Source organism: Candidatus Poriferisodalis sp., assembly GCF_965208895.1.
Lineage (GTDB): Bacteria > Actinomycetota > Acidimicrobiia > Acidimicrobiales > Poriferisodalaceae > Poriferisodalis.
Window position 1 is genome coordinate 1,191,508 of record NZ_OZ242363.1, and the last position, 23,558, is coordinate 1,215,065.

23 protein-coding genes are annotated in these 23,558 nt (G+C 67.8%); all 23 read right to left on the minus strand.

The window, feature by feature from the left end:
* Positions 1–22: 22 nt before the first annotated feature.
* Positions 23–1,264 carry a M50 family metallopeptidase gene (locus ACOGJB_RS05370; protein WP_419839782.1) on the minus strand — a complete coding sequence of 414 codons (1,242 nt, stop codon included), beginning with the start codon at positions 1,262–1,264 and terminating at the stop codon, positions 23–25.
* The gene (gene dxr / locus ACOGJB_RS05375) at positions 1,261–2,415 is read right to left on the minus strand and encodes a 1-deoxy-D-xylulose-5-phosphate reductoisomerase (protein WP_419839783.1); all 1,155 of its coding nucleotides are present in this window, start codon (positions 2,413–2,415) and stop codon (positions 1,261–1,263) included. Before dxr ends, ACOGJB_RS05370 begins: the two co-directional genes overlap by 4 nt.
* Positions 2,416–2,484: 69 nt before the next feature.
* A complete protein-coding gene (locus ACOGJB_RS05380; protein ID WP_419839784.1) occupies positions 2,485–3,936 on the minus strand; it encodes a phosphatidate cytidylyltransferase in 1,452 nt (483 codons plus the stop codon).
* A 20-nt stretch (positions 3,937–3,956) separates the two neighbouring features.
* A complete protein-coding gene (frr, locus tag ACOGJB_RS05385; RefSeq protein ID WP_419839785.1) occupies positions 3,957–4,523 on the minus strand; it encodes a ribosome recycling factor in 567 nt (188 codons plus the stop codon).
* Positions 4,524–4,591: 68 nt separating this feature from the next.
* Positions 4,592–5,359: a UMP kinase gene (gene pyrH, locus ACOGJB_RS05390; RefSeq protein WP_419839786.1), complete on the minus strand. Its 768-nt coding sequence runs from the start codon at positions 5,357–5,359 to the stop codon at positions 4,592–4,594.
* An 8-nt stretch (positions 5,360–5,367) separates the two neighbouring features.
* Positions 5,368–6,174, minus strand: coding sequence for a translation elongation factor Ts (gene tsf, locus ACOGJB_RS05395; protein ID WP_419839787.1), 807 nt, complete (start codon positions 6,172–6,174; stop codon positions 5,368–5,370).
* A gap of 1 nt (position 6,175) precedes the next feature.
* Entirely contained in the window at positions 6,176–7,354 is a 1,179-nt protein-coding gene (gene rpsB / locus ACOGJB_RS05400; RefSeq protein ID WP_419839788.1) for a 30S ribosomal protein S2, read from the minus strand.
* Positions 7,351–7,884, minus strand: a complete 534-nt coding sequence (locus tag ACOGJB_RS05405) for a murein hydrolase activator EnvC family protein (protein ID WP_419839789.1) — start codon at positions 7,882–7,884, stop codon at positions 7,351–7,353. Before ACOGJB_RS05405 ends, rpsB begins: the two co-directional genes overlap by 4 nt.
* A 29-nt stretch (positions 7,885–7,913) precedes the next feature.
* Positions 7,914–8,816: a tyrosine recombinase XerC gene (locus tag ACOGJB_RS05410; RefSeq protein ID WP_419839790.1), complete on the minus strand. Its 903-nt coding sequence runs from the start codon at positions 8,814–8,816 to the stop codon at positions 7,914–7,916.
* 63 nt (positions 8,817–8,879) lie between these two features.
* Positions 8,880–10,040, minus strand: a complete 1,161-nt coding sequence (dprA, locus tag ACOGJB_RS05415; RefSeq protein ID WP_419839791.1) for a DNA-processing protein DprA — start codon at positions 10,038–10,040, stop codon at positions 8,880–8,882.
* Between the two features lie 36 nt (positions 10,041–10,076).
* A complete protein-coding gene (locus ACOGJB_RS05420) occupies positions 10,077–11,600 on the minus strand; it encodes a YifB family Mg chelatase-like AAA ATPase (protein WP_419839792.1) in 1,524 nt (507 codons plus the stop codon).
* 565 nt (positions 11,601–12,165) lie between these two features.
* Positions 12,166–12,510, minus strand: coding sequence for a YraN family protein (locus ACOGJB_RS05425; RefSeq protein WP_419839793.1), 345 nt, complete (start codon positions 12,508–12,510; stop codon positions 12,166–12,168).
* A gap of 38 nt (positions 12,511–12,548) precedes the next feature.
* Positions 12,549–12,893 carry a 50S ribosomal protein L19 gene (gene rplS, locus ACOGJB_RS05430; RefSeq protein WP_419839794.1) on the minus strand — a complete coding sequence of 115 codons (345 nt, stop codon included), beginning with the start codon at positions 12,891–12,893 and terminating at the stop codon, positions 12,549–12,551.
* Positions 12,894–13,106: 213 nt separating this feature from the next.
* On the minus strand, positions 13,107–13,856 hold the full coding sequence (gene trmD / locus ACOGJB_RS05435) for a tRNA (guanosine(37)-N1)-methyltransferase TrmD (protein WP_419840686.1): 750 nt from the start codon (positions 13,854–13,856) through the stop codon (positions 13,107–13,109).
* A gap of 37 nt (positions 13,857–13,893) precedes the next feature.
* Positions 13,894–14,415 carry a ribosome maturation factor RimM gene (gene rimM, locus ACOGJB_RS05440; protein WP_419839795.1) on the minus strand — a complete coding sequence of 174 codons (522 nt, stop codon included), beginning with the start codon at positions 14,413–14,415 and terminating at the stop codon, positions 13,894–13,896.
* Complete coding sequence (locus ACOGJB_RS05445; protein ID WP_419839796.1) at positions 14,381–14,653, minus strand: KH domain-containing protein; 273 nt, start codon at positions 14,651–14,653, stop codon at positions 14,381–14,383. The genes rimM and ACOGJB_RS05445 overlap by 35 nt, the downstream gene beginning before the upstream one ends.
* Positions 14,650–15,111, minus strand: a complete 462-nt coding sequence (rpsP, locus tag ACOGJB_RS05450; protein WP_419839797.1) for a 30S ribosomal protein S16 — start codon at positions 15,109–15,111, stop codon at positions 14,650–14,652. Before rpsP ends, ACOGJB_RS05445 begins: the two co-directional genes overlap by 4 nt.
* A 363-nt stretch (positions 15,112–15,474) precedes the next feature.
* The gene (gene ffh / locus ACOGJB_RS05455; protein ID WP_419839798.1) at positions 15,475–16,953 is read right to left on the minus strand and encodes a signal recognition particle protein; all 1,479 of its coding nucleotides are present in this window, start codon (positions 16,951–16,953) and stop codon (positions 15,475–15,477) included.
* A 3-nt stretch (positions 16,954–16,956) separates the two neighbouring features.
* Positions 16,957–18,171, minus strand: coding sequence for a signal recognition particle-docking protein FtsY (gene ftsY, locus ACOGJB_RS05460; protein WP_419839799.1), 1,215 nt, complete (start codon positions 18,169–18,171; stop codon positions 16,957–16,959).
* Positions 18,172–18,182: 11 nt separating this feature from the next.
* Positions 18,183–21,509: a chromosome segregation SMC family protein gene (locus tag ACOGJB_RS05465; RefSeq protein ID WP_419839800.1), complete on the minus strand. Its 3,327-nt coding sequence runs from the start codon at positions 21,507–21,509 to the stop codon at positions 18,183–18,185.
* Positions 21,510–21,536: 27 nt separating this feature from the next.
* On the minus strand, positions 21,537–22,367 hold the full coding sequence (locus ACOGJB_RS05470) for a DNA-formamidopyrimidine glycosylase family protein (RefSeq protein ID WP_419839801.1): 831 nt from the start codon (positions 22,365–22,367) through the stop codon (positions 21,537–21,539).
* Positions 22,360–23,256 (minus strand): ribonuclease III, encoded by an 897-nt coding sequence (gene rnc, locus ACOGJB_RS05475; RefSeq protein WP_419839802.1) that lies wholly within the window; start codon positions 23,254–23,256, stop codon positions 22,360–22,362. The genes ACOGJB_RS05470 and rnc overlap by 8 nt, the downstream gene beginning before the upstream one ends.
* 1 nt (position 23,257) lies before the next feature.
* A complete protein-coding gene (locus ACOGJB_RS05480; RefSeq protein ID WP_419839803.1) occupies positions 23,258–23,548 on the minus strand; it encodes an acyl carrier protein in 291 nt (96 codons plus the stop codon).
* Positions 23,549–23,558: the final 10 nt, after the last annotated feature.

Sequence of the window (23,558 nt, forward strand, 5' to 3'; positions counted from 1 at the left end):
CTTCGCCATTCGGCTCAGCCTGCTACAGATCGATCGGATTGGCGATGTCGAGGTAAAGCAAGCCGACTGCGAGCAACACGAGCGCCGTCACCACGACGGCCACGACAGGCGCCAACGCCCGAGGATCGCTCAGGTAGCGGCCGCGTCCCCCGCGCTCGCGCCAGCGTTCATAGGTCGCGATCGCCACGTGGCCTCCGTCGAACGGCGGCACCGGCAACATGTTGAACACACCGAGGAAGACATTGACCATCGCGAACATCAGCACTCGCTCGGACCAGCCCCACGAGGCGTCCGACGCCAGGTCGACGATGCCGACGACTCCCAATGGCCGCATGCCGAGATTCTCATTCGCAGTCGGATCGCCCGGCGGTGACACGATTCGGTCGATCACATCGCCGAAGTTCACGAACAACGACCAGATGCCGCGCACCGAATCGACGATCGCTCCCGAGAGGTCGCCAAATCCCCGAGCGATCGCTGTGGGCAGGCCGGCGGTCTCATAGGTGATCGCCTGCCCGGCACGGACTCCCAGCAGACCGCGTCCTGTCTCGGGATCTGCGGCCAGCGTCGTCTCCAGATTCAGGAGCGCACCGTCTCGCTCGATCTCCAACAGCACCCGCTCGCCGGGCCGGGATTGCACCTCGGACACGAAGACATCCCAGTCTTCGGTGACGGTTCCGTTGACGCCCACGATGCGATCGCCCGCGGAGATGCCCGCGATGGCGGCGGGAAGTGTCACCCCATCTCGCTGACTCATCACTTCGGCGACCTGCCAACGGCCCTCCTCCAGGGCGGGCGCACCCAGCGCTGCATGCAACACCACATAGGCAACCAGCGCCATCACCAAATGCATGAGCGAACCCGCGCACACAACCAGCAGGCGGCGGGGATAGCTCTTGTTTCGGTACGCCCGATGATCATCGCCGGGCTCGACGGCATCGCTGCTGGACATGCCGATGACACGCACATACGCCCCGAGCGGCAGCACCCGCAATCCGTAGGCCGTTTCACCTCGCCGAAAGCTCCACAGCCGCGGGCCGAATCCCAAGAAGAAGTCGGTGACCTTCATCCCGACGGCGCGAGCAGCGGCGAAGTGGCCGAATTCGTGCATGAACAGCACGCCCGCAAGCACTGCCGCTGCACCGAAGGCGAACGGGTACCTCCAAGCCAGCAATGCGAGCACCACGAGTGCCGCAAGCCGGCCGACGGTGCGCGAACCCGCTCTGGGCGCCGGGGTGTGCTGCTCGTCGGCGTGACCCCTCATGGGCGGAGGCCGATCACTGCGCCAGCAACATGGCGGCGTCCCTGTTGATCGGCTGCGATGACCGCCTCCACGCTGTCCGCAGCTGCTCCATCGTGATGCTGCATCGCGTGGTCGATCACTCGCTCGATCTCGTGCCAACGCAGTCGGCCATCCAAGAATGCCTCTACAGCTTGCTCGTTGGCCCCGTTCAGCCACGCAGGCGCAGTGCCGCCCGCTCGGCCTGCGTCGTACGCCAAGCGCAGGCAACCGAAGGTCTCGGTGTCGGGCAATTCGAAATCAAGGGCGCCGATCGCCGACCAGTCCACGGCGCCGAACGGCGTCTTGATGCGCTCGGGGTATGCCAATGCGTAGCCGATCGGCAGCCGCATATCCGGCAGGGAGAGCTGCGCGACGGTGCTACCGTCGGCGAAAGTCACCATCGAGTGGATCACCGACTGCGGCTGGACAACCACCTCGATCTGGTCGTAGCCCACATCGAACAGCTCATGAGCTTCGATGACCTCGAGGCCCTTGTTCATGAGTGTCGACGAATCGACCGTGATCTTGGGCCCCATGGACCACGTCGGATGTGCCAAGGCGTCAGCGACGGTGACCTCGCGCAACTCGGCGCTGTTGCGGCCGCGGAAAGGTCCGCCGCTGCCGGTGAGAATCAACCGCTCGGGCGGCGCAGATTGTCCAGCAAGGCACTGGTGCAGGGCGCTGTGCTCGCTGTCAACCGGGATGAGCTCGGCGCCGGGCACGGTTCGGAGGGGCTGCACCAGCGGTCCCGCTGCGATGAGGCTCTCCTTGTTCGCCAGTGCGAGCCGGCGACCGGCCCGCAGTGCCGACAGCGTGACGCCCAAGCCGGCGAATCCCACGACACCGTTCACGACGACATCCGCGATGGCTGCGAGACCTGCGAATGCATCAGGGCCCGCGAGCACCTCTATGGCGCCGGGCAGCGCGGCCCTCAGCTGCGGCACGAGCTCCGGATCGCCGATGCCGACCGCTGCCGGTGCGAATTCAGCGGCCTGAGCGGCGAGTTCGCTGACCGAGCTGTTGGCGGCCAGCGCGATCGCCCGGAATCGGTCCGGCTCCGCGCGCATCACCTCCAGCGTTTGGGTGCCGATCGAACCCGTCGAACCGAGCACGGCGACGGTCGTCGCGCTCACGCGTCTAGCCGACGACGCAGGTGTTCCGGGCCGCATGAGGGCGCGTTCTCTCCCACGGAGAACTGACGCTCATGCGGCGGATCCCAAGACGACGGTGCCGGCGAAATACGCCGCCGGCAAGGCAAAGAGCAGCGCATCGAAGCGATCAAAGACGCCGCCGTGACCGGGCAGCAGGCTGCCCATGTCCTTGATGGCCACATCGCGCTTGACCATCGACTGCGTCAGGTCCCCGAGTGGCGCCGCGAACGCGACGGCGAGACTCAGCCAAAGCGCATCAAGCAGGCTTCCGGTCCACGGGAACACGCCAGGGAAGCGATTCAGCACGAGCGTGGTGATCACGACCGACAGCACGATGCCGCCGATGAGGCCTTCGTGGGTCTTATTGGGGCTGATCCGCGGCGCGAGGCGACTCTGGCCTGTCGTTCGGCCGATCACATACCCGCCGACGTCGTAGACGACTGTCCCGATCACCGCGCCGATCAGCATCGAGTCGCCGTTCGGCTCGCGCAGGATCAGCGCCGCAAACGATCCCAAGCCGCCGACCCACACCAAACCGAGCATCGTGATGGCCAAGTTCGCGGTGGGATGATCTCGCTCGACGCCGAGCAGGAACCAACAGAAGATGGTCACCGCAGAGACGGCCAGCACGATGGGATAGGCCTCGACACCACGCAGGTGCACTGCGACCGACAAGCCGCCGACTCCGACGAGGCCTGCCAGCGTCGCCGGCCGGTAGCCGAGCGGTCGAGCGGCCCGGTAGAACTCCGCCGCGGCCAGCACCAGCACGATGACGACCAGCGCAACGGTGGCAGCTTCGCCGATGCGGAGCGCGCCGAAGAACAGCGCGGCCAGCACCGCGCCTACCGCAATGGCGGCAGGCAGATTGCGGCCGCTGGGGCCTGCATCAGCGGCACCGTTGTGCAAAACCGTTCGGGCTTCGTCGCTCACTACTCCACGCTCCTCGTAGTCCTGGCTCCCCTCGCGCCAGTGCGACGCGGACGCGTCGAGCCGAGCCCATTGAGCGAAGCGGTCAGGTTCAGATGTCGGCGCGCCAGCCTCCGACGGTACTTCCGTCGGAGCTGCGGTCGCTGCAACCGGCACGGATGCGGCGGCAGCCTCAGCCGCTGGCACCTCCGCCATCTCGGTCGGCGTCGATGGCGTGCTCGCAGGAGCTGACGCGAGGTCCGCGCGCGGGATGGACGGCACCTCGTCAGGTGAGTCGAAGAGCGGTTCATAGCCGGCTTGCGCCCCGTCGTCGGCCGCTGCGGGAGCTTCGCCGGCCAGGCGTGGATCATCGGGCAGCTGCGGGAACAGGCGCGAACCCCCGCGACGCTCTCGCCCCGCGTCGCCGACATCCGGAGCGGGAGGCGAAGCCGGCTCTGCCTGTTCTGCGGTCGGCGAAGCGTCGTCGGTGTCGAAGTTCACCAAGGGTTGGGTGGAGCCCAATGGATCGCCCGTGGCCGCCGGATCACGGGGATCAGGGCCGGAGGGCTTCGGCGGATGCTCGCTGGTTTCGGACATCTACCTTCACACCTGCTCGGTCACACCTCGAGGAGTTCTTGCTCCTTGGCGTCCAACGCCCGATCAATGTCTCCGACGAACTTGGCGGTGTCGGCGTCGAGCTCCTGTTCGAAGCTTCGTTTCTGATCGGCGGAGATCTCCTTCTCCTTTTCGAGGGTATCGAGATCGTGGCGAGCACTGCGACGCAGGTTGCGCACCGCAACGCGCCCGTCTTCAGCCATCTGCTTCACCACTCGTACCAGATCTCTGCGCCGGTCCTCGGTCAGCGGGGGGAAGACCAGCCGCAGGACATGGCCATCGCTCGACGGGTTGATGCCGAGGTCGGACTCCATGACGGCTTTGGAAATGGCATCGAGCGCGACCCGATCGAACGGCTGGATCACCAGCATGCGTGCCTCGGGCACCGAGAATCCCGCCAGCTGCTGCAAAGGAACGGCTGCGCCGTAGTAGTCGACCTGGATCTTCTCGACCAGTGCCGGCGTTGCGCGGCCCGTGCGGACGGTGGCGAAGTTGCCACGGGCGTGTTCAACAGCGCTGCGCATCCGCTCGCGAGCATCCGAACAGATCTCGGCAGCGAATTCGCTCACCTGTCCAGCGTAGCGACGACCTGCCGGAAGTCGCCGTCACTCACAAGACATCGGGAGTGCAGCGGCGCTCAGCGCACAAGCGTGCCGAGCGCCTCGCCTTCGACGACACTGCGGAAATTGCCCCTGGTCATCAGATCGAAGACCACGATCGGCGTGGCGTTGTCCTTGCACACGGCGATCGCGGCCGAGTCCATCACCGCCAACTCCCGCGACAGCACTTCGAGAAACGTGACCTCGCTGAGGAGCTGAGCACTCGGATCCGTCTGCGGATCGGCCGTGTAGACGCCGTCGACACCGGAATGAGTGCCCTTGAGCACGACATCGGCGTCGACTTCCGCGGCGCGCAGCGCTGCTGCCGTGTCGGTCGTGAAGAACGGGTTGCCGGTGCCGGCCGCGAAGATCACCACGCGGCCCTTCTCAAGGTGACGCACGGCACGGCGCCGGATATACGGCTCTGCGATCTGCGCCATGCCGATGGCGGTCATCACCCGGGTGGGCACGTCGGAGCGTTCGAGCGCATCTTGGAGCGCGAGCGCATTGATGACGGTGGCGAGCATTCCCATGTGGTCAGACTGCGCGCGGTCCATGCCGCCGACCGAACCCGCCATGCCGCGCCAGATGTTGCCGCCCCCCACGACGACGGCGATGTCGACCTCCAGCGAAGTCCACACCTCGGCAATCTCCGAAGCCAGCGCATCGACGATCGAGGCGCTGACGTTGTGACCACCAGCCTCGGCGAGGGCCTCGCCCGACAGCTTCAGCACCACCCGCCTCCACTTCGGCGGGCCTTCCCAACGGCGGGCCCGCCGCGGGTCGGTGGACTCAGCCGCAGCCACGGCTGGGCTCAGCGGCCGATCTCGACTTGGGCGAAACGTGTCACGTTGGCCGACCCGAGGAGATCGGCAATCGTCCGCTTCTCGTCTTTCACGAACTTCTGCTCCATGAGCGTGTGCTCGCGCAGGTAGCCCGTGAGGCGGCCCTCGACGATCTTGGGCAGCGCCGCCTCCGGCTTGCCCTCATTGCGGCTGATGGCCTCGAAGGTGGCCCTCTCGCGATCAAGAACTCCCGTCGGCACATCGGAACGGCGGGTATAGGTGGGGCGATTGCTCGCGATGTGCAGCGCGACATCGTGCGCAAGCTCCGGAGTCCCCCCTTCGAGCTCCACGAGCACGGCATTGACGCCGCGGCCGTTCTGCTGGTGGACGTAGGCGTCGATGCACGAACCGCTGGGGGCCGCGAAGCGCTCGACCGTGCCGATCGCGATGTTCTCCTTGAGGGTGATCTTGAGATCGTCGATGACGCCCGCGGCGTCGGCAACGGCTGAGGGGCCGCTGGCGATCACGTCGCCGAGCAATGTGTCGGCCATCGAGAGGAATCCTTCGGACTTGGCGACGAAGTCTGTCTCGCAGCGCAACTCCACGATGGCGCCGACAGAACCGTCCCCGCTGCGGACCACGCGAGCCACGACGACACCGTCGCTGTTGTCGCGGTCGGATCGTGCCGCGGACTTGGCGATGCCGTTCTCTCGAAGCCATTGCGCCGCCGCAGCGGCATCTCCATCGCATCGCGTCAGCGCGTTCTTTGCATCCATCATTCCCGCACCCGTGGCGCGGCGCAGGGCCTGGACGTCCTTGGCGGTGAACGCTGCCATGTCAGGCGGCTCCTTGCGTCTCAGATGACGGACCGCCGTCTTCGGAGCCGTCGCCCTCGCCCCCAGGCGAGGCCGGCGCCGGCGACTCGGCGGCATCTTCGGGACTTGTGTCGCTGACCTCGGCGGACGCGCCTGGAGCGTCGCCAACGCGCATGTCGGGCACCGCAGCAGCCTCGGCGGCTTTGCGGGCCTGATCGGCGGCGATGCGGGCCTCTCGCTCCGCAGCCTCCGCCATGGCAGCTCGCTGCGCCTCGGCCTGCTGCGCGGCAATGCGGGCTGCTTCCTCGGGCGAGCGCTCACCGGCAGGGGTTACCGCCACGCCGCTGCGCTCGGCCATGTATCGACCTTCGAGGGCGGCATCGGCAATCACCCGGCACAGCAATTGGGTCGAGCGGATGGCGTCGTCGTTACCCGGAATGACGTAGGTGATCGGATCAGGATCGGAATTGGAGTCGGCCACCGCGACCACCGGCAGCTTCAGCCGCACCGCTTCCGCCACGGCGATGTGCTCTTTGGGGGTGTCGAGCACGAAGACGGCATCTGGCAGCTTGGCCATGTTCCGGATGCCGTTCAAGTTGCGCTGCAGCTTGATCAGCTCACGGGTGTGCAGCAGTGCCTCCTTCTTCGGCATGTTGTCGAAGTCGCCGGCGGACCGCATCCGCTCGAACTCGAGCATCTTGTCGACCCGTCCGCGAATGGTGCGGAAGTTGGTCAGCATCCCGCCCAGCCAGCGCTGGTTCACATAGGGCATGCCGCAGGCATTGGCGTGACGCTCGATCGGGTACTGCGCTTGGCGCTTGGTGCCGACGAAGAGAATCGTTCCGCCGCGAGCCACGGTGTCGCGCACATAGGCGTAGGCGTTCTCGAGGAGTTCGAGCGTTTGGCGAAGGTCGATGATGTAGATGCCGTTGCGCTCGCCCCACAGGAATCGCTCCATCTTCGGATTCCAGCGACGGGTCTGGTGGCCGAAATGAACGCCGGCGGCGAGCAGGTCGGACATGGTCACGACAGCAGACATGAATGCTCCTCCCCACGGTTCGAAAATCTGCACCGAGGACGACGCCGCTTGGGCAGCGGCGACCGTGGGGTCGCCTCGGCTGGTCAGCTCATGGATGTGGCGCTGCTGCACCGGCGAGACCGGGCCTTCGCAAGCCTGGGCTTGCCGCAGAATTGACCTCACAGCACTGCATTGCCAGCGCCGGAGTGTAACCAGCGCAGTTGCAGCCGATACACCGGTACCGGTGCGGCAACGAGCCGCACACGGCCGATCCGGGGGCGCTCGCCGATCATGGCGCCCCCGTCGAAGATCGGGGCCGGGTCGAGGTAGGTCTCCCCTCGGCGCACGCCGACGTGCAGCGTGTCACCGGCAGTGCCCAGCGGTTGTCCCTGATGCACCCGCTCGCCTCGACGCACGGCGATGGTCGCCACTCCGGAGTACGACACCCGAAGGCCGTCGGGATGGCTCACCGTGACGTGGAGCCTCCCCCCTACCTGCCCTGCAAAGCTCACGACTCCCGGTGCGGCCGCCCAGAACGATGCTCCGGGCTGCGTCGCGATCTCGAGGCCGCGATTGCCCGGTCCGTACCGATGCGCCGGCGGCCGGAAGGGATCGATGACCGTGCCCTGCACCGGCCAGATGTACGCGCCGGTCGGCCGGGCTGGCGTCGGCTCCGTCTGCGCTGACGCCGACGCGTCGTCCACAGCGAACACGGCGGCCGCTGCGACGAGTAACGCCCCAGCTAAGCGCGCGGGTGTGCAGACTCGTACACCTCTCTGAGACGCTCCCTGCTGACCCGCGTATAGATCTGCGTCGTTGCGAGCCGCTCGTGGCCCAGCAGCTCCTGCACCACGCGCAGGTCGGCGCCGCCGTCGAGCAGATGCGTGGCGTAGGTGTGCCGCAGGGCATGGGGATGGGTCGGCGTGACTGCGTGACGATCCAAGATCCGCTGCACGTCTCGGGTTCCGAGGCGCTTGCCGCGCAGGTTCACGAACAGCGCGGCGGGGTCGCGGCCGGCCCGGCCGCGCAGCCGCTGCGCATCGAACCCCTCGCTGCCGCCGTCCCGCCAAGCTGCGAGAAGTGCCACGCTCGGCTCGCTCAGCGGTACCCGACGATGCTTGCCGCCCTTGCCGATCACCTCGACATGCGCGCTGTGAGGCCGCACGCCGTCGCGATCGAGCCCGCAGAGCTCGGCCACTCGCAGTCCACTGCCGTAGAGCAGCTCCAGCACGAGGCGGTCGCGCATCTCGCTCGGGTTTTCGGGCACCGTGCCGTCGCCGAGCATCTCGCACATTTCCGCCGCACCGAGCACGCGTGGCAAGCGTCCTGAGCCGGCCGGAGCGGCGAGTCCGAGTGCCGGATCGACGTCGATGGCGCCGCAGCGCACCAGCCACCCGAAGTAACGGCGCAACGCAGACGCCTTGCGAGCCACCGAGCGACCAGACAGCCCGCGCACCGACAAGAACGAGACGTATCGCCGCAGCCGGCGCCGGTCGACGTCGCCCGGCGCGTCGATCCCCGCCCGAGCGGCCCACTCGGCGAATTGGCCCACGTCGGACCGATACGCACGCCTGGTGGCCTCCGATGCCGCCGTGAGCGACAGAACGAATTCGCCGACTCGCCACACCGGCGGCACCACAGCCACCACCGCCACGGTACCGGGCGGCCCCCACCGGTTCGCACACTCCGTCGCAGCAACAACGGGCGCTCATCGGGCCCGTTCCCACCATCCACCCGTCTCGCTCACCCAGCCCGACAGCTGCAGCCGTCCGAGTGCGGAGGCCAGTTCGCCGAGCGGGGCGCCGGATCGCAGCGCCAGTTCGTCGAGCGTGCGCGGCGCCGCAGTGAGTTCGTCGAGGATTTGGCGATCGAGCGGGTGGACGGGTGCAGCGGGGCCTGCCGCCACCGCCTGCGCACCGGCGGGCTCGCCCAGCGCCGTCAGGATGTCGTCGACATCGCAGACTGGCGCGCACCCCTCTGCCAAGAGCCGATTGGTGCCAGCCGATGCGGCGCTGGTGATCGCCCCCGGCACGGCCATGACCGGCCGGTCTCGCTCGGCTGCGGCATCGACGGTGTACATCGAGCCGCCCTGGGGACCCGACTCGACCACCACCAGTACTTCGCACAGCGCCGCCACAATCCGATTGCGGGCCGGAAACTGCCACGGTGCCGCGCGCCGGCCCAACGGATACTCGCTGAGCAACGTCCCGTGCTGAGCCACATCGCCCCACAGGGACCGGTTGGCGGCCGGGTACACCTGATCCAGCCCGCTGCCGACGACGCCGATCACCGGGCCGCCCTCCTCGAGTGCTGCGCGCTGGGCGATGCCGTCGATTCCGGTCGCCAACCCCGAGACCACCGCCACCCCTGCTGCGGCGAGGCCAGCACCGAGTTGGCGCGCCACCGTGCGCCCGTAGGCCGTACACCGTCGCGTGCCCACTACACCGACGCGCCGGACCGCCAGATCGATGGCGGCACCCTGGCCGAACAGCAGCGCCGGCGGCTCGGGGTCCGTCTTCCAGGCCTCGGCCGCATCGCTGCGAATCGGCACCAACAGCCAGATGCCCGCCCGTGCATGGGCATCGAGCAAGCCGGCGCCGGGCGGGTGCCCGCTGGTCGCCGACTGGTCGAACGCTGATGCGGCCTGCCGCCGCCATGTCGCGATCAGCGAATCGTCGACGCCACGGCAGGCCCGCAGTGCATTCAGCAGCGCAGCTCGACCGGCGCGCAGCTCATCGATGGCCTCGAGCGCGTCGCGACCGTTCAGCACGGCGCGCAGCCGTGCCGGGCCCATGTGCGGCAGCGAGCACAGCTCGACAAGCGCACCGAGCTCGGCTCGCTCGTCATCGGCAGCGCCGCCCGCGTTCACTGCCCAGACCCCGGCGCGGACATCATCGTGGGAGGCTCACGCCGCGGCCGCAGGCACGTGCAGCTTGCCGACACTGGCGCGCAGCGCAAGCGCTTCGTCGAGCCGTTCAGCATCGATGAGCGGCTCGTGCCCGGCGAGGTCGCACAGCGTCAGTGCCACGCAGCGAACGCGATGCAGCCCGCGACCGCTCAGCAACCCGCCGCGCAGGCGCTCGCGCAGCGCGGCGTGAGCGGCGGGCGTGAGCGGCGCGAACTGCTCGAGCTGCGTGCCGGTCAGCTCGACATTGGCCTCGACACCTCGAGACGCCGCTCGCTCACGCGCCGCTGCCACACGGCCGGCGACGACGGCGGTCGGCTCGCCTCGGATGCCATCGAGCAACTGGTCGGGATCGGGCGGCTGCACTTGGATGCGCAAGTCGAAGCGATCAAGCAGCGGCCCCGAGAGGCGGCGGAGGTAGCGCTGGCGGGCGACATCGGAACAACGGCACGAGTTCGGCCGGCCGGCCTGCCCGCACGGGCACGGATTCATGGCCGCCACCAGCAAGAAGCGAGCCGGAAACGAACACGCTCCCGACGATCGGCTCACCCGCACGACGCCCTCCTCGAGCGGCTGTCGCATGGCGTCGAGCACGGTGGGTGGGAATTCGCCGAGTTCGTCGAGGAACAGCACGCCGCGGTGCGCTAGCGAGATCTCGCCGGGACGAATTGCGGCGCTGCCCCCGCCTACTAGCGCGGCCATGGTGGCGGTGTGGTGGGGCATGCGAAGAATCGGCCTCGTCGCCAAGCCGGCGGGCAGTGGCAATCCGGCGGCCGACTGGACCCGCGTGGCTTCCATCGCGCACTGGCGGCTGAGTTCGGGCAGCAGGCCAACCAGCCGGCGAGCGAGCATGGTCTTGCCCGCCCCCGGCGGCCCCAGCATCAGCAGGTGGTGACCGCCGGCCGCAGCAACTTCGACCGCTCGCCGGGCAGAGGGCTGCCCGACCACGTCGCTGAGATCAGGCACCGGGACAGGGGGCGGCGCAGGCGGATCGGGCGGCGGGTCGGGCCACGGCACGCGATTCGACAACACATCGGCGAGCTGCGCGAGCGTGCCGACGGCGTACACCTCGCGCGGTTCGGCGGCGCGGGCCACGTGGTAGGCCTCTGGTGCCACCACCACTGCCCGGTCGCGGAGCGCGTCAGCGAGCGGCAGCACGCCCACGACACTCCGCACGGCACCGTCGAGGCCCAGTTCGCCGAGAAAGGCCTTATCCCGCAGCGATGCCGCAGGCAGCTGCTCGGTGACGGCCAAGTACGCCACCGCTATCGCCAGGTCCAGCACTGCGCCGCCCTTGCGCAGGCCCGACGGCGCCAAGTTGACCGTGACGCGCCCGGGCGGCCACTTGAGCCCTGAGGACAGCACCGCGGCACGGACGCGGTCGCGCGCTTCGCGGCAGGCAGCGTCGGGCAGCCCGACGATGGTGAACGACGGCAGGCCGCTGGAAGTGTGCACTTCGACGGTGATGACGTGGCCGTCGACGCCGATCAGCGTCGCGGCCGTTGCGGTAGCCAGCATGGGCATCCTCCGGCAACTCGGGCCGGACGCAGCGCCTCGCTGGCGCAGTCCGGCTTCGACGGGGAAGCCCGCTCGGGGCCACGATCAGGTCAGTCCGCAGTTGCGCACCGATGCGGTGATGCCCGCTCGTGCTCGTTGCCCTGCCGACCTTGACACGGACCGTAGACCATGCAGGCGTGACCGCCCCAACGCATTTCCGCGGAGCACTGCTGCGGCGAGGACGCGACGCTGGGCGATACTGCTCCTATGGGCTACGACCCGTATCGCAAGCACTCCACGACCCGGCTCGACTACGTGCTCATGGCCGCCGCCCTGGCCGTGGCAGCCGGCCTCGTCGTGTGGGCGCTGGTGGGTTGAGGCCGCCAGTGCGCAGGCTCGAACCGGAACCGGGGTTCGATGTACGTCGGGTGCAGCCGTATGAGGCGACCAAGCAGTACGTCTGTGGCGGTTGTGGCAACGCGATCAAACCCGGCGTGGGCCATGTCGTGGCTGTCCCCCTCGACGCGGTCGACCTGCGGCGTCACTGGCACTGGGGCTGCTGGTCGGCGCGGAACCGGCGGCATCCGCTCGGCTAGAAGGCAGCCGTCAGCACTTCGACCTTGCCACCCATGACGGACGCCGCGTCGCAGCGCAGTGGTCCCGCCCAGCCGCCGCGCTGGCGCACATACTGGGCTGCGAGACGCCGAACCTGCTGCTGCTTGCGAGGCGTGATCGCCTCAAAGCCGGTGCCGTAGCGATCACTGGATCTGGTCTTCACCTCGCAGAACACCAGCTGCGAGCCGTCGGTGACCACGAGGTCCAGTTCGCCTGCCTCACAGCGCCAATTGCGCGCGAGGACGCGGTAGCCGCGCTCGGCATACCAGCGCTCAACGAGATCTTCGCCGTAGCGGCCGAGTGCTTGACGCCGAGCGGTCATCCGCGCCCCGCGTCCGGCCCGCGACCGCTGCTGCCCTGCTAGAAGCGCTTTTCGCGAATCCGCGCTGCCTTGCCGACACGATCGCGCAGGTAGTACAGCTTCGCTCTGCGCACATCTCCGACGGCTACGCGCTCGATCTGCGCGATGGTGGGTGCGTGCAACGGAAATGTCCGCTCGACACCCACACCGAAGCTGAGCTTGCGAACCGTGAACGTCTCGCTGATACCCGACGAATGCCGTGCGATCACGTAGCCCTCGAACACCTGGGTTCGCTGGCGGTTGCCCTCGACGACGCGCACGTGAACGCGCACCGTGTCGCCGGGGCCGAATTCGGGATGATCGTCACGAAGACGACCCCTCTCGACAAGATCGGTGCTGCCCATAGCGATCCGACTCCCGTGATCGGCGTGACGACGAACAACGCAGGCTAGTGGTCTGCCCGCGAATTGCCGCAACGACATTCCGGCCGGACCAGTGCCCACAGGCCGCGCGGATGGGTGAACCCCCACGCTGTCACACCAGTCATTTCCCGCTCTTGTTCGCTATCGCTCACGGGCCGCTCGGGCCACGGCTTCGCCGATCGGCTCAGCCTCTCCTCAGCAGCCCGCTTCGAGCCTGAGGCCGAACTCTGCGAGAAGCTCCCGATCCGCGTCGCTGACGCCTCGCGCCGCCAGGAGGTCAGGGCGCTCGGCGGCAGTGCGCACAAGCGCCATTGCCCCGCGCCAGCGAGCGACGCGGGCATGGTCACCGCTGCGCAATACCTCGGGTGCGGTGAGCCCACGGAACGTCGCTGGACGCGTCCATTGAGGGTATTCCAGCAGCCCCTCCGCAAAGCTCTCCTCAGCAGTGGAGCCTGCGTTGCCGAGCACACCGGGCACCAACCGGCCAACGGCCTCCACAACGACCATGGCGGCGAATTCGCCGCCGGCCAGTACAACATCGCCTATGGAAACCGATCCGTCGACGAGCTCGGTGCGAATGCGCTCGTCCACTCCTTCGTAGCGGCCGCACAGCAGGCTGAAACCCCCTGAGGCAGCCGACCCCAGCGCTGCCAACTCAGCGGCCATGGCTTGGTCGAATCGCCGGCCGGCGGCGTCGAGCAGCAACAACGGCCGTGGTGGGGCGACCTCTTCGACGGCTACGAACACAGGCTCAGCCATGAGGATCATTCCCGGTCCGCCGCCGAAGGGAGCATCGTCGACGGTGCGGTGAGCGTCGGTGGTCGCAAGCCGCAAATCCCTGCAGCGGATGTCGAGCACGCCCTGTGCTCGGGCGCGGCCCAAGATGCTCAATTCGCACATGGCATCGAGCTCGGCAGGAAAGATCGAGAACACGTCGATACGCAGCCTCGCCCCCGAACGGCGCGCGGACACTCGCTGGGGGCTAGCCGAGCTCGAAGAGCCCATCGGGCACCTCCACGTACACGGCACCGGGCTCGCAGCGCACGACGAACGTCAGCGGCACGAGGTGTCCGGTGTCGAGCTCAAGCAGGTCCGCGGCCGGGTTCGCCACGACGCTCGTGATGACGCCGGCGTCGAATCCATGCTGATCGATGACCGAGCGGCCGCACAGCTCGTGCACCCACAGCTCATCGGGATCGGAGAGCGGCTCGGCAAGAACCGTCGTGCCCGTCAGGGCCGCCGCTGCATCGCGGTCGTCGATGCCTTCAAAGCGCACGAGCCACCGGCTGCCGTCGAAGCGGGATCGCGACACCGCTCGCTTGCCGAGGGCGGTGATGAGCGCCGAACCGACATCGAATCGTTCGAGCCGGTTGGTGACCGGGTGCACGACGACATCGCCGCGAAGGCCGTGTGCGCGCCCGACCGTCGCGATCTCCAGCAGGCCTGGCGGCTCGACGCCCAGACTCAGGTCAGTCCCGGAAGTCGACTTCGACCTGGACGCCATCTCGATGGGCTGCGGCGCGCACCAGCGTGCGGATGGCGTTCGCAACGCGACCTCGCTTGCCGATGACCCGGCCGATGTCGTCCGAACTCACGGTTGCCGTCAGGCTCAGCTTCGATCCCGACTCAGCAATCTCGACCTCGACCTGATCGGGATGTTCGACCAGCTGGGCGATGAGGTACAGCAGCACCTCTTCCGCAGAAGTGGTTTCGGTGTCTGCGCCGGTGTGACCCTCGGTCACTGGGCCTCCCCAAGTTCTGTTGCTTTCGGTTCGGATGCCCCGTTGCGAGGCACCGGCTCATCGGCGGGCGCCTGTTCGGACGCTGCCGGGGAGTCGTCTGCGCCCGGCTCTTCGGTGTCGATCACCAGATCGGGCGTCGGTGCGGGGGCAGGCTCGGCGGGGGCAGCGGCCGTTGCGCCGTCGGCCGATCCAGATGATCCTTGAGAACGGAACTCGTCCCACGCACCGGAAATCGTCAGCAGCTTGGCGACAGTGTCGCTCGGCTGAGCCCCATGGCTGAGCCAGTGGACTGCGCGCTCATTGACGATCGAAATCGCAGAGGGCTCCTGTCGCGGATCGTAGGTGCCGATGATCTCGAGCACGCGGCCGTCGCGGGGCTTGCGACTGTCGACCGCGACGACGCGATAGCTGGGCTGCTTCTTCTTGCCTGTGCGCTTGAGGCGCAGACGAACGGCCATGTTGCTCCCGGTTGGATGAATTCGAGTGGTGGCTCGTTGCGGATCGGCGAGCCGGCACACGGGGTGTGGCGCACCGATGGGCCGCCGCGCCGACCGATGAGCCTAACGGGCAAATGCCCAGCAACCCCATGGCTGCCCATCCACTTGCTGCCCGCTCTTGTTCGCTGCGCTCACGGGCCGCTCGGGCCACGGCTTCGCCTACCGGCTCAGCCTCTGACGGGCAAATGCCCAGCAACCCCATGGCTGCCCATCCACTTGCTGCCCGCTCTTGTTCGCTGCGCTCACGGGCCGCTCGGGCCACGGCTTCGCCTACCGGCTCAGCCTCTGACGGGCGAATGCCCAGCAACCCCATGGCTGCCCATCTCAGCGGCCTGGCAGCTTCAGGTCCAACGATTCCCAGTCGATTCCCCCAGCATCGAGCTTGATGCCGTGCTTGCCTGACGACGGCCCGCCCTTGGGCGATGCGCGTCCGCCGCCGGTGCGAGAGCTGCCGCCCGATCGGGTCGGACCCTTCCCCCGCTTGCGGCCGGCCTTGCGGTTGGCCGGCCGTCTTTTCGAGCCCAGGCCCATCATGCCGCCCATCATCTTGCGCATCTGTGTGAATTGCTTCAGCAGGTTGGCGACCTGTGCCGATGACGTACCGCTGCCGGCGGCAATGCGGGCGCGGCGGGAGGCGTCGATGATCTCCGGCGACACGCGCTCAGCCGGGGTCATCGACAGCACGATGGCCTCTGCTGTCGCGATCCGGTCGTCGTCGATCTCGGCATTGCGGACTTGATCGGAGATGCCGGGCATCATCTGCACGATGCTTTGCAGGTTGCCCATCTTGCGAAGCTGACGAAGCTGGTCGACGAAGTCGTCGAGCGTGAAGGTGCCCTCGACCAGCCGCTGGGCCGCCGCCTCTGCCTCGTCCTGTTCGTAGACGGCCTCCGCCTTCTCGATGAGCGTCATCACGTCGCCCATGCCGAGGATCCGGCTCGCCATGCGGTCGGGATGGAACTGCTCGAAGTCGTCGACCTTCTCGCCGACCGATGCAAAGGCCACCGGACGACCGACGACCTCGGCAACGGAGAGAGCCGCGCCGCCGCGAGCATCGCCGTCGAGCTTGGTCAGGATGATTCCGTCCACTTCGAGTGTTGCGTGAAAGGCCTCGGCGGTCGCGACGGCGTCCTGGCCCACCATCGAGTCGACGATGAGCAGGGTGTAATGGGGTTCGACCGCGTCCGAGATTCGGGCCACTTCTCCCATCAGCTCGACGTCGATTGCCAGCCGCCCCGCGGTGTCCACGATGAGCACATCGCGGCCGGTCTGGCGGGCGTGGGCGAGTCCCCCCGCGGCGCAGGCCACAGGGTCTCCGGGCTCGCTCCATACCTCGACGTCGATGCCACGGGCGAGCGTCCGCAACTGCTCAACGGCTGCGGGTCGCTGCAGGTCGGCGCCGACCAGCAGCGGATTGCGGCCCTGTGACTTGCACCACTGGGCCAACTTGGCTGCGGCAGTCGTCTTGCCAGAGCCCTGGAGGCCGGCCAGCATCACCACCGTGGGCGGCTTCGACGCGAACTGGAAGTCGAGCGGGCTTCCGCCCAGGATGTCGACAAGCTCGTCGTTGACGATCTTGGTGACCTGCTGGCCGGGCGTCAGGCTGGCCGTGACCTCGCCACCGATGCTGCGCTCGCGGACCCGGTCTACAAAGCGGCGTACAACCCCGACGTTGACGTCGGCTTCGAGCAGCGCCAGGCGGATTTCGGCCAACGCCTCGTCGACGTCGGCGGGCCGCATTCGTCCGCGGCCCCGCAGGCCCCGCAGGGTGCCCGACAAGCGGTCGGTCAGGGTGTCAAACATCGCTCAGTCCCCTGGTCGGTCTTGTTCCGGGCTGTGAGAGGTGGGCATCGGGGTGTCCCGATCGGCGCCGAGCAACGCGTCGACGTAGCCGTCGGGGTCGAAGTCGACAAGATCGTCGGCGCCCTCGCCGAGGCCCACGAGTTTCACACGGAGCCCCAGCTCGGCCTCGATGGCAAACACGATCCCGCCCTTCGCCGAGCCGTCCAGCTTGGTGAGCACGACTCCGGTGACATCGGTGGCCTCGGCGAAGGCTCGCGCCTGGCTCAAGCCGTTCTGCCCGGTGGTCGCATCGATGACCAGCAGCGTCTCGGCGACGGCGCCGGGCTCGCGATCGGCGACTCGGCGGACCTTGGCGAGCTCATCCATCAAGTTCTTGCGATTCTGGAGCCTTCCGGCAGTATCTGCGAGAACCACGTCGGCGCCGCGGGCCGCCGCTGCGCTGACGGCGTCATGCACGACCGAGCTGGGGTCCGCTCCCGCGCTGCCCGAGATCATTTCCGCACCGCATCGATCGGCCCACGTCTGCAGCTGGGAGGTCGCAGCAGCGCGGAATGTGTCGCCGGCGGCCATCACCACGTGTCGGCCTTGCGCCGACAGCCGTGCTCCCACCTTGCCGATCGTGGTGGTCTTGCCCACACCGTTGACTCCCACGAAGAGCCACACCGGCGTGGCATCGGGGCGGTCCGGCACGGTCACACCCAGCGAACGATCAGCATCGAGCGATGCGCGCATCTGCGCAGCGAGTTCGTGCACGAGTTCGTCTGCGTCGGCAATGTCTCGGTCGGCGGCGGTGCTGCGCAGGCGTTCCAGCGTGGCCATCGTCGTTGCGACGCCGACGTCGGCGCCGAGCAGCGCCTCTTCGAGACTCTCCCACGTTGCGCCGTCAGGTCGCCGTCCGCGGATGGCAGCCAGTCGGTCGCGCAGCGTCCGGCGCGACGACGCCAATCCCGACGCAAACGTGGCGGCGGGCCTGAGGGGCCCAGTCTCAGCCGGCCCAGTCTCAGCCTTCTCAGCCACACGATCAGCCGAACCGTCGGGCGCAGCCTCCGTTGCAGTGGGGTACCCCGCAGGCCCCGACTCAGGCCGCGGCACCGCGACGGGATCATGCGACGATGCCGGCCCCGAGCGGCGCTGCATCCTGCGTTGCACGAAGGGAACCGATGCGAGAAGCACCATCGCGACGGCGCCGATGACAATAAGAACGACCTCGGTGCTCACCAGTGGGCAGGCTACCCAAGGGTCGTCGCGGGCTCTGCGAGCTGGCTCGATCCGGACTCGCCGAACCCCAATGGTCCATCCGCGGCGACCAGGGCCGCAGCATGCTCGGGTCGCTCCGACACGACCACGCTGGAGCCCCCGGGTGGCATGGACACGCCGTACAGGACGTCGGCGGACTCCATCGTGCGACGTTGATGGCTCACGATGATCAACTGCGATTCCCGCCGGAATTCCGCCACGAGGTCCAGGAAGCGCTGCAGATTGACGTCGTCGAGCGCCGCCTCCACCTCGTCGAGAACGTAGAAAGGCGACGGCCGACTGCGGAACACCGCAAAGAGGTACGCGAGCGCCACCAGCGAGCGCTCACCGCCGGACAGCAATGACAGGCGACCGATGTGCTTGCCGGCGGGTCGAACGTCGAGTTCGACCCCCGACGTCAAGAGCTCCTGCGGATCCGTCAACGAGAGCTTGCCGGCGCCGCCTGGGAACAGCGTGCCGAACAGGCGGGCAAAGTTCCGGGCGACATCTTCGAATGCTGCCGCAAACGTTGCGACGATCTCGGCGTCGATGGCTCGGATCACCTTGTGCAGTTCCCTGCGGCTGTTGCGCACGTCCGCGAGCTGGGTGGCTACGAACTCGAAGCGCTCTGAGGCTGCCTCGTACTCCGAGAGCGCCAGGGGGTTGACCGGCCCCAGTCGATGCAGGTCTGCGCGCAGCGTTCGCTCGTGAACGATGGCCGTGACCCCGTCAGGCAGCGGCGGCGGCGGTGCAGCGAGTGCCGCTGCGGGGTCTGCGGATAACTCCGTTCGCAGCATCTCAACGAGGGCGTCGCGCTTGGTACGACGTTCGGCATCGGCGACATCCAACGCTGCTAGTTCCGTGCGCAAGTGCTCCTGGCGCGACAAAGCCGCGTCACGCTCGCGCCGGAGCGCATCAAGGCGCTCCGTCAGCTGGCGCGCCAACTCAATGCGGGCCTCGTTGCGTGAGCGCAGCCGCTTTGCTTCGGCATCGAGGCGCTGGCGGCGCTCCGAGAGCAACAGCGCCAGACGATCCAGCCCCGACACGATGGCTTCTGCCCGCTCCAGCCGGGCGGACGCGGCCGCACGGGAGCTCTCATGGCCCCTCAGACGCCCCTCAATGGTCCTGAGCCGTTCGCTCAGCGCTGATCGGCGTTGCTCCTGTGCGGCAGCTCGGTCCTCGAACGCCTGAATCCGCTCGGCGTGCTGGGCTGCTGCTGTGGCGGCCCGGCGTCGAAGGTTCTCGGCGGTGCGTTGTGCCTCTCGGGATGCATCGAAGGCCGCCTGGTGCGCTTGGCGCGCCGAGGTCCACGCCGCGGCCGCTGCCTGCTGGTGGAGCGTCAGCTCGTCGATGCGTGCGCGTGCGACGTCGAGTGCCGCCGTGGCCGCCGCCGGCCCCGTGCTGCCGATCCGCCAGCGGTGGGGTCCGAACCGGTCGCCGCTGGATGTGACAAAAGCTGCATCAGCCGCGACGCCCATGACGCCCGCGTCGCGAGCCGCCAACGCACGGTCATACGCGCGCGACCAATCACCCGGAACACAGATCGCTGCGCCGACAACAGCGTCCAGCAATGCCTCAAGCTCGGCGCGGTGCTCTTGGGGAGCGTCGGGGGCCACCTGGACGTGTGGACGCACGAACTCGCCTGCCGGCCCAGTCCAAGAGGCGAGATGCGAAACGGCTGATCCGGCGCCTGCTGCTGCACGTTGTTGAGCACCGTGCTCACGGGCACCAGGCTCACGGGCGGCTCGGACTACGGCTTCTCCTGCCGGCTCAGCTGGTGACGCCGGCTTGCCGTTGCGGCGGCTCGGGTCGCGAGCGCCCCCCGGCTCGGCGAGCGAGATCACCGAGCCGTTCGTTTCGCCGTCGGCGAGCGCAGCGAGCGCCGCCGACGCCGCGCTGTCATCGCGCACGATGACAGCCGACAACGCGCCATCCGCAGCAGCCTCCGCAGCAGCCTCCCAACCGTCGTCGATGATCACCAGGTCGCCAAGCACACCGACGACCCCAGCCACACCATCGAGCGCCGCAATGCCGGAGTCGGTACGCGCGGCGGCGACAGCGGACGCCAACGCCTCGAATCTTCCGATCCAGTGCTGCCGCTCCTCGGCCGCATTTCGCTGCTGCTCATCTGCCCGCGACAACGTTGCAGCGGCTGTTTCGAGGCGCGCTGCGGCCTCCCGGTGGGCTTCGGTGGCCGCACTGGCAGCGGACTCGTCGAACTCTGCGGCGTCGCCGGCTCCCGATTTCGTCCCGACCGCCAGCGCCACCGACCCCGCAGCCGACACTCCAGATGCGTCAAGGGCGGTCAGCTCAGCTGACACCCGTGCATGTTCATCGGTCAGCGTCGCCACCACATCGGAGTCGAGCAAGGCGTTGCGCTCACGTTCAACCGAACGCATCCGTTCATAGGTCTGACCGATGAGACCGCGTGCCCGTTCCGACAGCGATGCCACTCGCGGCAGCCGATCAGCAGGTTCTTCGGTCAGCTCGGCAAGCTGTGATTGCGCATCGTCGATCGCCCGGTCGATGTCGTCAATCGACGATGCCACCGCGTCCTGTTGCGCTGCAAGATCGACCTGTCGAGCATCGGAGGCGCTCTGCGCTTGGTAACTCGCGGCCAGCTGACGCCCCGCGTTGTAGAGCTGCAGCCCAGCCAGCTCTGCGCTGATCTCGCGGTGGCGGCGGGCGGCGGTGGCCTGCCGCTCGAGCGGCCGCAGCTGGCGGCGAAGTTCGCGCTGCAAGTCGACGAGGCGCGTCACGTTTGCCTCGGTGCCTTCCAGGCGCCGCTCGGCACGTTCCTTGCGGCGACGGAACTTCAGCACGCCCGCCGCCTCCTCGATCAGCGCGCGTCGTTCTTCGGGACGGGCAGCGAGGACCCCGGTGATCTGGCCTTGCGCCACGATGATGTGCTGCTGGCGTCCGACCCCGGCATCGTTCAGCAGTTCTTGCAGGTCGAGCAGCCGGCACGGCGTCCCGTTGAGCGCGTACTCCGATTCGCCCGAGCGGAACAAGGTGCGAGTGATCGCCACCTCGGCGGTCTGGATGGGCAAGGTCTGCGACTCGTTGTCGATGACCAGGGTGACCAGTGCGCGGCCCAAAGCCGTCCGGCGATCAGTTCCCGCGAAGACGACGTCGTCCATCCGCTGGCCTCGCAGCGTGCGGGGACCTTGCGCGCCGAGCACCCATGCGATGGCGTCGACGACGTTCGACTTGCCGCTGCCGTTGGGACCCACCACCACCGTGACGCCCGGTTCGAAGGCGAGCGTTGTGGTGTCTGCAAACGACTTGAAACCGGACAGTGTCAGGGAGCGAAGGAACACGGCAGCTCGAAGCGTGGAGGTCGACGTCTACACCTGATAATCGCAGTAGTGGTGGGTCACACCCCGGATGACCGTCGTCAGGACGTCACCTCGGCCGTTGCGGCATCGCTCGCCGGCCCGACCGAAGACTTCGAAGTAGGGATCGAAGCCACCTGACTTGCCGAAGATGTCGAGATGGCCGCCGATGGAGGTTCCCCGGTACTTGATGGAATTGTGAACCGTCTCGACGATGGCGCGGTAGAGGCGGCGTACCTCCTGGGTGTTCAGTTCGCTGGCAATGCGCCCATATCCGAGACGGGCTGCATGCAGCACTTCGTCGGAGTACATCGGTCCGAGGCCTACGACAAACGTCTGGTCCAGCAGCAGGTCGCGGACGGCATCGGAGCGGCCCCGCAGCATGAGCGCGAAGTCGGTCCACGGCATCGGCATGTCGACCGGATCGAAGCCAAGATCTACCTGTTCTGGATGGACCTTGTGGTAGCGAGGCCAAGTGAGCACCCGCAATGTTGCCTCATTGCCCGAGTCGAGCAGTCGCAGCTGCCCGCCCTTGGTGAACGTCATCACCACCTTGGTATCGGGGTCTTGGGGCGTTCGGGAGGTGGCCCTCCTGAAAGAACCGGTTGCGCCCAGACGCGCCACCATGATCTCGTCGGTGTCGAGCACGAAGTGAAGCAACGATCCGTGCCGAGTCACCGCCGTGATCTTCTTGCCCTCGAGCAAGTCGGCGAACTGCTGTTTCGAGCGCATCGCCGGCAGTGCTTTCTTGGTGCCCGGAACCTCGACGGACTTGATCTTGCGGGTCGCGACCTCCTTCTCCAGATCGCGCTTGGCGATCTCGATCTCCGGCAGTTCAGCCATGGGCGGGCTCCTCCGCAACAATGGATCGGTCACCGCGGTTGTCCAGGCGGAGGCGCTGCGAGCCGAACTCGCGCGGCGCAGCGCCTGCTGTTTCCCGCTCTTGTTCGCTGTGCTCATCAGATACGCGCTCACGGGCCGCTCGGGCCACGGCTTCGCCTTTCGGCTCAGCCCCCCGGAGCCGCAGGCAGGCAGCTTCGGCCGCTCGAAGTTCCGCCGCTCGCTTGGTGGAGCCTTCTCCGCGGCCCCAGACTTCGGTTTCGATGCGCGCTTCGGCCTCGAATCGCAGACGGTGTGCGGGCCCTGAACTCGACACTTCGTAGGTGGGTTCGGCACCGAAGCGCCGAGCCACCAGCTCCTGGAAGCGGTTCTTGGCCTGGCGCGCTCCCGGTTCGCTGGCTGCTGCGGCGATGCGCTCACCCAAGAGGTGCCTCACGACATCGCGAGCCGCACCCAGACCGCCGTCCAAGAACACCGCGCCGAGCACCGCTTCGAGCGCGTCGGCCAATATCGACTCCTTGTCGGCGCCTCCGGTTGCTGCCTCGCCGCGTCCGAGCAGAAGCGCAGACCCCAGGTCGCAGTCTCGTGCTGCGCCGGCCAGCGCGACCGCGCTCACCACCGCCGAGCGAACGACACTGAGCTCGCCAGGCCCGAGTTCGGGCCACTGGGTTACGGCGAGCTCGCAAACGCAGAGCCCGAGCACGGCGTCACCGAGGAATTCGAGGCGCTCGTTGGATGCGACATGACGATCACGCGGCACATCGCTGTTGTGCTCATTGCACCAGCTTCGGTGCGAGAGAGCTTCGGTCAAAAGACTGGCGTCGGCGAAGCGATGTCCGACACGCTCCGCGAAGCTGTCGAGTTCAGCGAGTTCGGCGACAGCAATCTCCACGTCAGCCGACGCGCTCCATCACATAGTCGATGGCATCGCGCACAGTCTTGAGATCTTCGAGATCTTCGTCTTCGATTCGAAAGCCCACCGTGCGGTCGGAAAGCTCCTCTTCCAGCGCTTCGACCAGCTCGATCAACGCCAGCGAGTCTGCGCCGAGATCGTCCACAAAGGAGGACGACTCGGCCACTTGGGATGGATCCAGCTCCAAGATGTCGGCGAGCTGATTGCGAATGAGATCGAAGACCTCGTCACGCTCTGGCGGACTCTGGCGCACGTGAGTTTCTGCGGGCATGGCGTCGGCC